The 11,884-nt window shown below is 64.9% G+C and carries 10 protein-coding genes and 4 tRNA genes; 12 read left to right on the plus strand and 2 right to left on the minus strand.

The features are described from left to right. Positions 1-145: 145 nt before the first annotated feature. The 12 genes from accD (at position 146) to HG549_RS07760 (ending at position 9,282) form a co-directional block, all read left to right on the plus strand. Positions 146-1,039, plus strand: coding sequence for an acetyl-CoA carboxylase, carboxyltransferase subunit beta (accD, locus tag HG549_RS07705; protein WP_170028947.1), 894 nt, complete (start codon positions 146-148; stop codon positions 1,037-1,039). Continuing rightward, entirely contained in the window at positions 1,039-2,346 is a 1,308-nt protein-coding gene (folC, locus tag HG549_RS07710) for a bifunctional tetrahydrofolate synthase/dihydrofolate synthase (RefSeq protein ID WP_170028948.1), read from the plus strand. The genes accD and folC overlap by 1 nt, the downstream gene beginning before the upstream one ends. Then, positions 2,330-3,025, plus strand: a complete 696-nt coding sequence (locus HG549_RS07715) for an SPOR domain-containing protein (RefSeq protein ID WP_170028949.1) — start codon at positions 2,330-2,332, stop codon at positions 3,023-3,025. Before folC ends, HG549_RS07715 begins: the two co-directional genes overlap by 17 nt. A 281-nt stretch (positions 3,026-3,306) precedes the next feature. After that, a complete protein-coding gene (locus HG549_RS07720) occupies positions 3,307-3,864 on the plus strand; it encodes a CvpA family protein (protein WP_170028950.1) in 558 nt (185 codons plus the stop codon). Between the two features lie 42 nt (positions 3,865-3,906). Further along, on the plus strand, positions 3,907-5,412 hold the full coding sequence (gene purF / locus HG549_RS07725) for an amidophosphoribosyltransferase (protein WP_170028951.1): 1,506 nt from the start codon (positions 3,907-3,909) through the stop codon (positions 5,410-5,412). A gap of 15 nt (positions 5,413-5,427) precedes the next feature. Beyond that, positions 5,428-6,639 carry an O-succinylhomoserine sulfhydrylase gene (locus HG549_RS07730; protein ID WP_170028952.1) on the plus strand — a complete coding sequence of 404 codons (1,212 nt, stop codon included), beginning with the start codon at positions 5,428-5,430 and terminating at the stop codon, positions 6,637-6,639. After that, positions 6,636-7,409 (plus strand): SDR family oxidoreductase, encoded by a 774-nt coding sequence (locus tag HG549_RS07735; RefSeq protein WP_170028953.1) that lies wholly within the window; start codon positions 6,636-6,638, stop codon positions 7,407-7,409. The genes HG549_RS07730 and HG549_RS07735 overlap by 4 nt, the downstream gene beginning before the upstream one ends. A 229-nt stretch (positions 7,410-7,638) precedes the next feature. Next, a tRNA-Val gene (locus tag HG549_RS07740) sits at positions 7,639-7,714 on the plus strand. Between the two features lie 66 nt (positions 7,715-7,780). Next, positions 7,781-7,857 (plus strand) — tRNA-Asp (locus tag HG549_RS07745). A gap of 100 nt (positions 7,858-7,957) precedes the next feature. Continuing rightward, positions 7,958-8,034: transfer RNA gene (locus tag HG549_RS07750), tRNA-Asp, on the plus strand. 141 nt (positions 8,035-8,175) lie between these two features. Next, a tRNA-Asp gene (locus tag HG549_RS07755) sits at positions 8,176-8,252 on the plus strand. A gap of 199 nt (positions 8,253-8,451) precedes the next feature. Beyond that, complete coding sequence (locus tag HG549_RS07760; protein WP_170028954.1) at positions 8,452-9,282, plus strand: DUF2242 domain-containing protein; 831 nt, start codon at positions 8,452-8,454, stop codon at positions 9,280-9,282. 350 nt (positions 9,283-9,632) lie between these two features. Here HG549_RS07760 and HG549_RS07765 read toward each other — a convergent pair whose 3' ends face one another. Then, positions 9,633-10,673 carry an AraC family transcriptional regulator gene (locus HG549_RS07765; protein WP_170028955.1) on the minus strand — a complete coding sequence of 347 codons (1,041 nt, stop codon included), beginning with the start codon at positions 10,671-10,673 and terminating at the stop codon, positions 9,633-9,635. A 4-nt stretch (positions 10,674-10,677) separates the two neighbouring features. Continuing rightward, on the minus strand, positions 10,678-11,796 hold the full coding sequence (locus tag HG549_RS07770; RefSeq protein WP_170028956.1) for a nitrilase-related carbon-nitrogen hydrolase: 1,119 nt from the start codon (positions 11,794-11,796) through the stop codon (positions 10,678-10,680). Between the last annotated feature and the right edge of the window lie 88 nt (positions 11,797-11,884).

Here is an 11,884-nt window from a genome sequence, read left to right on the forward strand (position 1 = left end):
TGAGGCGGCAGAACGACACATTAGCGGTGGAGTGGCGCGCCGGAAGCCCCGGCGGTCGGTCCATCATCGTTTCATACAAGATTGTGAGCTCAAGGGCGGGGCCGGCGATAGCGGCCGCTGCCTGCCGATACTGGAGAAAGAAAGCATGAGCAACTGGTTAGTCGACAAACTGATCCCTTCGATCATGCGTTCCGAGGTGAAGAAGAGCTCGGTGCCTGAAGGCCTGTGGCACAAGTGCCCGGCCTGCGAGGCCGTGCTGTATCGTCCGGAGCTGGAAAAGACCCTGGATGTCTGCCCCAAGTGCAACCACCACATGCGCATCGGCGCACGTGCGCGCATCGACATCTTCCTCGACGCCGATGGCCGTGCCGAACTGGGCGCCGACCTGGAGCCGGTCGACCGCCTGAAGTTCCGTGATGGCAAGAAGTACAAGGACCGCCTGGCCGGCGCCCAGAAGCAGACCGGCGAGAAAGACGCGCTGATCTCCATGAGCGGCACCCTGATGGGCATGCCGATCGTGGTCAGTGCCTTCGAGTTCTCGTTCATGGGTGGCTCGATGGGCGCTATCGTCGGCGAGCGTTTCGTGCGCGCCGCCAACTACGCCCTGGAACACCGCTGCCCGATGGTCTGCTTCTCCGCCTCGGGTGGTGCGCGCATGCAGGAAGCGCTGATCTCGCTGATGCAGATGGCCAAGACCTCGGCCGTGCTGGCGCGCCTGCGTGAAGAAGGCATCCCGTTCATCTCGGTACTGACCGACCCGGTGTACGGTGGCGTTTCCGCCAGCCTGGCGATGCTCGGCGACGTGATCGTCGGCGAGCCGAAGGCGCTGATCGGGTTCGCCGGCCCACGCGTGATCGAGCAGACCGTGCGCGAGAAACTGCCGGAAGGCTTCCAGCGCAGCGAGTTCCTGCTGGAGCACGGCGCCATCGACCTGATCATCCCGCGTGGTGAGCTGCGTCCGCGCCTGGCCCGCCTGCTGGCGCAGATGACTGGCCAGAAAACCCCGGAGCAGGCGCGTGAGGCGGCTGCCGTCGCGTGATGAAACAACGATCCCTGGGCGAATGGCTCGCCTACCTCGAGCAGTTGCACCCCACGGCCATCGACATGGGCCTGGAGCGGTCGCAGAAGGTGCTTGCCCGGCTGGCGCTGGGCAAGCTGGCGCCACGCGTGGTAACGGTGACCGGTACCAACGGCAAGGGCTCGACCTGCGCCTTCGTGGCTTCGCTGCTGCGTGCCCAGGGGTTGAAGGTCGGCGTCTACAGCTCGCCGCACCTGTTGCGCTACAACGAACGGGTGCTGATCGATGGCCAGGAAGCCAGCGATCAGCGCCTGTGTGATGCCTTCGCCGCTGTCGAGGCGGCGCGGGGCGATATTTCGCTGACCTATTTCGAAATGGGCACCCTGGCCGCGTTCTGGTTGTTCTACCAGTCGCAACTGGACGCGGTGGTGCTGGAAGTCGGCCTGGGTGGGCGCCTGGACACCGTCAACGTGGTGGATGCCGACCTGGCCCTGGTGACCAGTATCGGCGTCGACCATGTCGACTACCTGGGCGATACCCGCGAGCAGGTGGCCTTTGAAAAGGCCGGGATATTCCGTCAGGGCAAGCCTGCCCTGTGTGGTGACCTGGATCCGCCCCAGCCGCTGCTGGACAAGGCCGCCGAGCTGGCTGCGCCATTGTTCCTGCGCGGGCGCGATTTCGACCTGGCCAGCGCCGATGGCCACTGGAGCTGGCGTGGTACAGCCGCGACGGGGGAGCCGGTAGCGTTGCCCGACCTGCCATTGCTCGACCTGCCGATGGAGAACGCCGCGCTCGCCCTGCAGGCCTACCTGCTGATGGGGCTGCCGTGGGACGCCGGGCAGATTCGCCAGGCGCTGCTGGATACCCGTATCACCGGGCGCCTCGATCGTCGGCTGCTGAGCTGGCAGGGGCGGCCGGTGGAGCTGTTGCTGGATGTGGGGCACAACCCGCACGCCGCAGAATACCTGGCGCGACGCCTGGCCGCCCGCCCGCTGAAGGGGCGCCGCCTGGCGGTGTTCGGGCTGCTCGCCGACAAGGACCTGGACGGTGTTGTCGCGCCGCTGCAGGGCCTGGTCGATGACTGGGCGGTGGCGCCGCTGGACACCCCGCGCAGCCGCCCGGCTGCCGAGCTGGCTGCGGCCTTGACGAACCTCGGCGCCGCGGTGAAGTCTTATGCCAGCGTCGACGCCGCCCTCGAGGGGCAATGCGCGCAGGCGACGGCAGATGACCAGATCTTGCTGTTCGGTTCGTTTTTCTGTGTTGCCCAGGCGCTGGAATGGCTGGAGCGGCACGCCCAGGAGGGTGGAGTAGATGGCAGTGCTGGATAAAGGGATGAAACAGCGCATGGTGGGTGCGTTGGTGCTGGTGGCGCTGGCGGTGATTTTCCTGCCGATGCTGTTCACCCGCGAGGACGAGATGCGCCAGGTGCACGTCGAGGCCCCGCAGGCACCGTCCATGCCAAACCTGCCGGAAGTGAAGGTGGAGCCGGTCGCCGTGCCGGAGCCACAGGCCATTGCGCAAGAGCCACAACAGCCCCCGGTGGTGGTAGAAGAATCCACTGCACCGGCGAGCCCGCCCAGCCAGCCGATCACGCCGTCGCCGCAGGCCCAGGCCCAGGCTCAAACTCAGGTGCAGGCTCAGCCGCCCAAGGCCCAGGCTCCTGCGCCGAAGGTCGAGCCCAAGCCAGAGCCCAAGCCCGCAGTCGCTTCGGCCCCGGCCGCTGCCGTGGCCAAAGCGGAAGCGCCCTCGAAGATCGACGTCAATGGCCTGCCGGTCAGTTGGTCCATCCAGCTGGCCAGCCTGTCCAACCGCGCCGGTGCCGAGAAGCTGCAGCAAACCTTGCGTAGCCAGGGTTACAACGCCTATGTCCGCTCGGCGGGTGGCATGAACCGGGTGTACGTTGGGCCGTTGATCGAGCGCGCCGAGGCCGAGCGCATGCGCGATGCGATCAACCGCCAGAACAGCCTCAAGGGCTTTGTGGTGCGTTTCCAGCCCGAGCGCAGCTGATACTGCTGACTCGGTCCATGTAGGAGCGGCCTCGTGTCGCGATCGGGCCGCGCAGCGGCCCCTCGGTTATTGCTATGGCCGAAATTGCTGGGGCCGCGGCGCGGCCCGATCGCGACACAAGGCCGCTCCTGCAGAAGTCGTGCGTTTCGCTTTGGCGCGCAATCCTTGTGGGCGCTGGCTTGCCGGCGGCGAAGCCAACACCAATCGACCTGACATTCCGCTTACCCAACCCCTCGCCGCTCTGGTAAAATGCGCTGCCTCAAACGTCTGCAGGCAGCACCGTGGCATTTACCCTGGTTGATTGGGCGATCATCGCGATCATCGCCGTCTCCACACTGATCAGTCTCAAGCGCGGCTTCGTCAAGGAAGCCATGTCATTGCTCATCTGGATCATTGCCGGCGCGGTTGCCTGGATGTTCGGCGGTTCGCTCTCGGTATATCTTGAAAGCTACATCCAGACGCCGTCGATGCGGGTCATCGCCGGCTGCGCCATTCTGTTCGTCGCCACCTTGCTGGTAGGCGCCATGATCAACTTCCTCATCGGCGAGCTGATCCGCGTGACCGGGTTGTCCGGCACCGATCGTTTCCTGGGCATGGCCTTCGGCGCCGCGCGCGGGGCCTTGCTGGTGGTGGTGGCCATCGGGCTGATCAGCCTGGGGCCGGTTCAACAGGACACCTGGTGGCAGGAATCACGCCTGATACCACAATTTCTCTTGGTTGCCGACTGGTCGAAAAACCTGATCCTGGGTTTTACCGGCCAGTGGACACCCAGTGGGCTGATCGGCACTCCAGCTGATCTTCCGTTCAAGGAACAGTTGCTCGGGCCGGCAAAGCCCTGAGCGCTATTCACTCAAGTTTCGTCAAAGTAGGGGTTGCGTCGCATGTGTGGCATCGTCGGTATCGTCGGTAAGTCGAACGTCAATCAGGCGCTGTATGACGCGCTTACGGTCCTCCAGCACCGCGGCCAGGACGCTGCCGGTATCGTGACCAGCCATGACGGCCGGTTGTTCCTGCGCAAGGATAATGGCCTGGTGCGCGATGTCTTCCAGCAGCGCCACATGCAGCGCCTGGTCGGCAACATCGGCATCGGCCACGTGCGCTACCCGACAGCGGGCAGCTCGACCTCGGCCGAGGCCCAGCCGTTCTACGTCAACTCGCCGTACGGCATCACCCTGGCACACAACGGCAACCTGACCAACGTCGAGCAGCTGGCCAAGGAGATCTACGAGTCCGACCTGCGCCACGTCAACACCAACTCCGACTCGGAAGTGCTGCTGAACGTGTTCGCCCATGAGCTGGCCGTACGCGGCAAGCTGCAGCCGACCGAAGAAGACGTGTTCGCCGCCGTGTCCCACGTGCACAGCCGCTGCGTCGGCGGTTACGCCGTGGTGGCGATGATCACCGGCTACGGCATCGTCGGTTTCCGCGACCCCAACGGCATCCGTCCGGTGGTGTTCGGCCAGCGTCATACCGACGAAGGCGTGGAATACATGATCGCCTCGGAAAGCGTGGCCCTGGACGTGCTCGGCTTCACCCTGATCCGCGACCTGGCACCCGGCGAAGCGGTGTACATCACCGAAGAAGGCCAGCTGTACACCAAGCAGTGCGCCGACGCGCCGAAACTGCAGCCGTGCATCTTCGAGCACGTCTACCTGGCCCGCCCGGACTCGATCATGGACGGCGTGTCGGTGTACAAGGCGCGCCTGCGCATGGGTGAGAAGCTGGCCGAGAAGATCCAGCGCGAGCGCCCGGACCACGACATCGACGTGGTCATCCCGATTCCGGACACCAGCCGCACCGCGGCCCTGGAGCTGGCCAACCACCTGGGCGTGAAATTCCGCGAAGGTTTCGTCAAGAACCGCTACATCGGCCGTACCTTCATCATGCCCGGCCAGGCCGCGCGCAAGAAGTCGGTACGCCAGAAGCTCAACGCCATCGAGCTGGAGTTCCGCGGCAAGAACGTGATGCTGGTGGACGACTCGATCGTGCGCGGCACCACCTGCAAGCAGATCATCCAGATGGCCCGCGAAGCCGGCGCCAAGAACGTCTACTTCTGCTCCGCAGCCCCTGCGGTGCGCTACCCCAACGTCTACGGCATCGACATGCCGAGCGCTCACGAACTGATCGCCCACAACCGCACCACCGAACAGGTGGCCGAGTTGATCGGCGCCGACTGGCTGGTCTACCAGGACCTGCCGGACCTGATCGAATCGGTCGGTGGCGGCAAGATCAAGATCGAGCACTTCGACTGCGCGGTGTTCAACGGTGAATACGTCACTGGCGACATCGACGAGGCCTACCTCGACCGCATCGAACAAGCCCGCAATGACCTGGCCAAGGTCAAGAACCAGGCAGTCAGCGCGATCATCGACCTGTACAACAACTGATTCGGGAGCGACGGCATGACGGATCAATGGGATGCCGGGCGGCTGGACAGTGACCTCGAGGGTGTCGGTTTCGACACCCTTGCGGTGCGCGCCGGTCAGCACCGTACACCGGAGGCCGAGCACAGCGAAGCGCTGTTCCTGACCTCCAGCTATGTGTTCCGCACGGCTGCCGACGCCGCCGCGCGCTTTGCCGGCGAAACGCCGGGCAACGTCTACTCGCGTTATACCAACCCGTCGGTGCGCGCCTTCGAGGAGCGCCTGGCGGCCATGGAAGGCGCCGAACAGGCCGTGGGCACGTCCACCGGCATGGCCGCGATCCTCGCCGTGGTGATGTCGCTGTGCAGCGCCGGTGACCACGTGCTGGTGTCGCAAAGCGTGTTCGGTTCGACCATCAGCCTGTTCGAGAAGTATTTCAAGCGCTTTGGCGTGCAGGTGGACTACGTGCCGCTGGTCGACCTGGCTGGCTGGGAAAAGGCCATCAAGGCCAACACCAAGCTGCTGATCGTCGAGTCGCCGTCCAACCCGCTGGCCGAGCTGGTCGATATCACTGCCCTCAGCGAGATCGCCCACGCCCACGGTGCCATGCTGGTGGTGGACAACTGCTTCAGCACCCCGGCGCTGCAGCAACCGCTGAAGCTGGGTGCCGACATCGTGTTCCACTCGGCCACCAAGTTCATCGACGGCCAGGGCCGCTGCATGGGCGGCGTGGTTGCCGGGCGTGCCGAGCAGATGAAGGAAGTGGTTGGTTTCCTGCGTACCGCAGGCCCGACCCTCAGCCCGTTCAACGCCTGGATCTTCACCAAGGGCCTGGAAACCCTGCGCCTGCGCATGCGTGCGCACTGCGAAAGCGCCCAGGCACTGGCCGAATGGCTGGAGCAGCAGGAAGGCGTGGAGAAGGTGCATTACGCCGGCCTGCCGAGCCACCCGCAGCACGAGCTGGCCAAGCGCCAGATGAGCGGCTTCGGTGCGGTGGTCAGCTTCGAGGTCAAGGGCGGCAAAGCGGGCGCCTGGCGCTTCATCGACGCCACCCGGGTGATTTCCATCACCACCAACCTCGGTGACAGCAAGACCACCATCGCCCACCCGGCCACTACCTCCCACGGCCGCCTGACGCCGCAGGAGCGTGAAGCCGCGGGTATCCGCGACAGCCTGATCCGTGTTGCCGTGGGCCTGGAAGACGTCGCTGACCTGCAGGCCGACCTGGCGCGCGGGCTGGCGGCACTGTGATCGAGATCGGCGGCGCTGCGCCCGGCCACAACGGCCGGGTGGCCCTGGTCACCGGTGCCGCACGCGGCATTGGCCTGGGCATTGCCGCCTGGCTGATCTGCGAAGGCTGGCAGGTGGTGCTCAGTGACCTCGACCGCCAGCGTGGCGCCAAGGTGGCCAAGGCCCTGGGTGACAACGCCTGGTTCATTACCATGGACGTTGCCGACGAGGCTCAGGTCAGTGCCGGGGTGTCCGAGGTGCTGGGGCAGTTTGGCCGCCTGGACGCGTTGGTGTGCAACGCGGCCATTGCCAACCCGCACAACCACACCCTGGAAAGCCTGAGCCTGGCGCAGTGGAACCGCGTGCTGGCGGTCAACCTCAGTGGCCCGATGCTGCTGGCCAAGCACTGTGCGCCGTACCTGCGTGCGCACAACGGGGCGATCGTCAACCTGACCTCTACCCGGGCGCGGCAGTCCGAGCCCGACACCGAGGCCTACGCAGCCAGCAAGGGCGGCCTGGTGGCGTTGACCCATGCGCTGGCCATGAGCCTCGGCCCGGAGATCCGCGTCAATGCGGTGAGCCCGGGCTGGATCGACGCCCGCGACCCGTCGCAGCGCCGTGCCGAACCGTTGACCGAGGCCGACCATGCCCAGCATCCGACGGGCAGGGTAGGGACGGTGGAAGACGTCGCGGCCATGGTGGCCTGGCTGTTGTCACGCCAGGCGGCATTCGTTACCGGCCAGGAGTTCGTGGTCGATGGCGGCATGACCCGCAAGATGATCTACACCTGAGCATTCTGCATATCCTGTACTGGCCTCTTCGCGGGCACGCCCGCTCCCACAGGTATTTCACATAGGTCAGGATCGGTGGAGATCCTGTGGGAGCGGGCGAGCCCGCGAAGAGGTCGGTGCAGCCAACCGACCTTTTTTGAAAAAAATCCAACGGGGCTATTGACTTAGCTTCACCACCTGCGTAAATTTCGCGGCCTCAGCGAAGCAAACGCAACAAGCAACATCGCGAGGGTGATTAGCTCAGCCGGGAGAGCATCTGCCTTACAAGCAGAGGGTCGGCGGTTCGATCCCGTCATCACCCACCACTTCCTGAGAAGCTCCTGGTGCTCGAGGTTTCGCAAGAAGCCGATAGCCAGAGAGGAGCGCACTGCGCAGCGGTAGTTCAGTCGGTTAGAATACCGGCCTGTCACGCCGGGGGTCGCGGGTTCGAGTCCCGTCCGCTGCGCCATTTTTCAATAACAGATGGGTGCCTGGCACCGGTCTGAAGTCGCAAGGCAAGCTGCCTTGGGCTGATCCCAGTTTCAATCGGGCGCAAGCCTGAACGATACGCAGCGGTAGTTCAGTCGGTTAGAATACCGGCCTGTCACGCCGGGGGTCGCGGGTTCGAGTCCCGTCCGCTGCGCCATCTTCGTTTCAAGGTCCCTTGAACACCTTGAAGCAAACACAAGAGAAGCGATCCAGTCATCGCTTTTTTTGTGCCTGTCCTGAGGCCATCGAGCCGGAAGGGTAGACCCAGGTTTCAATCGGGCGCAAGCCTGAATGATACGCAGCGGTAGTTCAGTCGGTTAGAATACCGGCCTGTCACGCCGGGGGTCGCGGGTTCGAGTCCCGTCCGCTGCGCCATCTTCGCCTCGAGGCCCCTTGAACGCCTCGAAGCACGAAAAAGCGACCTCAGGGTCGCTTTTTTCGTTTCTACGCCTGGCCATCACCGGCCTTGGCCCAGATTTACACGAATCTGACAGACTCTTCACCGATCAGCGGTTCCTGTGCCAGCCTCGTGTGTTGCACAATAGGCACCTTTCTGACTTACCCGGAATACGCAATGACCAGATCTTCCGTCTTTGGTGCGCTCGGGCTGGCCCTGGTGCTGGCGGGCGTGACCGGTTGTTCCTCGAAAAAAGCCGCCGTCTACGAGCACGAGAATTTCGATGACTCGGGCACCTTTTCGCGCAGCTTCCCGGTGAGCGATGCCGGCTCTTGCGAGGCCGCCCGGCGCGCCTTGCTCAGCCAGGGCTACATCATCACCAGCAGCGGTGCCAACCAGGTGATGGGCAACAAGAGTTTCCAGCAGAACAGCGAGAATCACCTGCAGATCAGCTTCAACGTTACCTGTGCGCCGGATGTGAGCGACGAGCAGCGCTCGACCATGTTCGCCAACGCCCTGCAGGACCGCTATGCCCTGAAAAAGTCCAACACCTCCGCCAGCCTGGGCGTGGGTGTGTTGGGCTCGGTGTCGATGCCGATCGGCTCCAGCGACGACTCCATGGTCAAGGTGGCCAGCGAGACGGTGACGGCGGCGCAGTTCTATGATCGCTATTTCGCCCTGGTGGAGAGCTATCTGCCCAAGCCCAAGCCGCAGCAGGAAAGCAAGGCCAAGGTCGAGGAGCCCGCGCCGAAGGCCGAAGCGCCCGCGCCTGCCCTGGGGCTGCCGGAGCAGGCTGCGGTGGCGCCGGTGGCACCAGCCCCGGCAGCGGCACCCTTGGTGGAAGCGGCGCCAGCCCCGGCTGCCGTTACCCCAGCCAATGAGGCAGTAGCGGCACCGGTGGTGGATGACAGCCAGGGCTCGCAGCCGGTGGCGCCGCCGGCGGAGGCGGCTCCTATTGAAGTACAGCAGCAAGCGCAGCCTGCCGAGGCCGTGTCGCCCGCCCTCTGATTTTTAGCCTGTACCGGCCTCTCGCGGGGCTTGCCCGCTTCCACAGATAATGCGCAAGTTCCAGAGCCTATCGAGATCCTGTGGGAGCGGGCAAGCCCGCGAAGAGGCCGGCACAGGGCGAACACATCCCTGTTACAGACACCCGGTGATTATGTCCTGAACACCTGCTACGTTTACCACTCATAAGATTGTCATCATTCCTTCACTCCACCTGCTTAGGTTGAAGGCGACACCGATAAAGATCATGAGATGAGAGGACGCAGGTCGATGGACGAATATCAGGAAGAACTTCTCGAATACCAGGCTTATGAACTGGACACTCCGGAACCGGCCGACGACGCCACCGAGCTCTAGCCCACCCGCCGCTGGTTGCGGCGGAACTCCCCCGGCGTAAGGCCCGTCCAGCGCTTGAAAGCGCGCTGGAAGGCCTCGGCCGACGCAAACCCCAACAGATAGGCGATCTCGCCAAAGGCCAGTTCCGTATCGCGGATATAGGTCTCGGCCAGGTCGCGCCGTGTTTCGTTGAGCAGGTCGCGAAAACGCGTGCCTTCCTCGGCCAGCTTGCGGCGCAAGGTCCAGGTCGGCAGCTGCAGGTGGCGCGCCACTTCTTCCAGGTCCGGTTCGCGACCGCCATTGAGCAACGGGCCCAGCAGGTGGGTGATGCGCTCACCCAGGCTGCGTACGCGGGTGCGTTGCAGCATCTCCGCCTCGCACAACTGCAGCAGGTGCTGCCAGGTGCTTGGGCAATGCCGCGGGTTGGCCAGCTGCAGCGTGGCGCGGCTCAGGCGCAGCTGATTGCTTTCGGCGGCAAATTGCACGGGTGTAGCGCACAACGGCTGGTAACGCTCGGCGTAGGCGGGGGCGGCAAATTCGATTTCCAGGCGTTCGGCCTGCACCGGTGTGCCGGCAAGGTCGCTCAGCTGGGCCAACCAGCCCGCGAGCAGGGAATCGACGACAAAGCGGTTGTAGGCGTTGTAGGGGCTGATCGAGTAGAAGCGCAGCCAGGCGCCGTGGGCATCTTCATGGAAAGTGGAATGGCCACGGTAATTGGCTGCATACAACGGCTCGAAGCGCAGCAGGGTGCGCGCCGCCTCGCCCACGCTGGGCGCCTGGGCCGCCGTGACCCCGGCCAGCCCGGCCTGCGCCAGACGGCTCAGGCGCCCCATGTGCAGGCCCAGCGCAGCCTCACCGCAGAGCTCGATGGCGGCGTGCCCCAGGTGCATGTAGCGCGGTATCGACAAGCGTGCATTGGCCTCGCCCAGGCGTGCCGCGTCCAGGCCATAGCGCTGCAACAGCGGCTGTGGGTCGTGGCCAAGCGCGCGCAGGGCCTCGCTCAGCGGCTGGACAAAACCGACCGAAAGGTCGCCCAGGCGCACACGGGGGCGGGCCATCGGCCTACAGCCACAGGTTCAGCAGGCGGGCGCCAGGGCTGGGCGTTCCCGCCAGCAGTTCGCCAGCCTGGTGGGCAAAGCCCTGGCCGTCGCTGCCTTGTTCCCAGAACTGCCCACGCATGAACACGCTCATGCTGCTGACATTGCCACCGGCGGCCTTGGTCAGGTGCTGCCAGGCAGCCTGTTCGCTGACTTCGCCGCGCTGCAAGGGCAACCTGGCGCTGGCGTCCTGGTGGCGATTGCCACGCCAGGGTGCCTGCCAGCTGCCCTTGCCGCTGAGGAACACCGGGTTGGCGATCAGTTCCACTGCCTGGCGGGCCAGTTGCTGGTGGTTTTCCGGGTACCAGCTGTCGCTGCCCACCAGTACCCCCAGGCGTCCGGCGGGGGTTTGCACGACCTGCAACGGCTGCTGGCGGCCATCGTGGACATAGCGGCGCATTTCGCTGTCGGGGAACTGTTGACGCTGTGGCTGGCCCAGCAGCGAGCCGTCGCCGGCGAACACCATGCTGCTGTTGAACAGCGGGCCGCTGCCGGCATGCAGTACGCCCTGCTTCACATAGGGGGCGGGCAGCACGATCGAGCCGGCTACCAGGGTCACGTTGAATTCCTTGGCCAGGCCACCGAACAGTTGCTGGTAATCCGTGGCCATCTGCTCGGCCTTCATGCGCAGGTGCGCGTCGGCGCGGCGGTCGTCGCCGTCAGCACCGAGCATGGCCAGGCCATAGCGCAGCGGGTTGCTCAGCTCCAGCCATTGCAGGGCTTCCCGGCTTTGCGTGACCTGGTACAGCTCGTTCTTTTCGCCGCGCGCCCACAGCCAGGTACCGATGTGCTCGGGCAGCACCACCACCGTGCGTGGGCCGACCAGGCCCTGGGCCCGGGCCTGCTCCAGGTAGGCCGCGAGCTTGCGGTGCAGGCGTTGCAGGTTCTGGTAGTCGCCCGGGTACAGCAGCGGCTCGACGCCGAGCAGGTTGCCGTGCTCGCCGGGTACGCCATGGTTCAGCGCCAGTTCGATGCGCAGGTCGGACAGGTAATGGCCTTCCGGGCGCTGCTGGGTCCAGAAACCGTAGCCACAGAGTGCGGCGGCCATCACCAGCGCCAGGGTGCTTGCCAGGAGTTTTCGCATCAAACTTCAGCTTTCACCTAAAAATGAACCGGCCGTGCAGAAATCAAGGACATGACGCAGCCTGATTCATCAGCTCTGGAGTCCCTGT

It is taken from the genome of Pseudomonas sp. SK (assembly GCF_012975065.1).
In the GTDB taxonomy this organism is placed as follows: domain Bacteria; phylum Pseudomonadota; class Gammaproteobacteria; order Pseudomonadales; family Pseudomonadaceae; genus Aquipseudomonas; species Aquipseudomonas anuradhapurensis.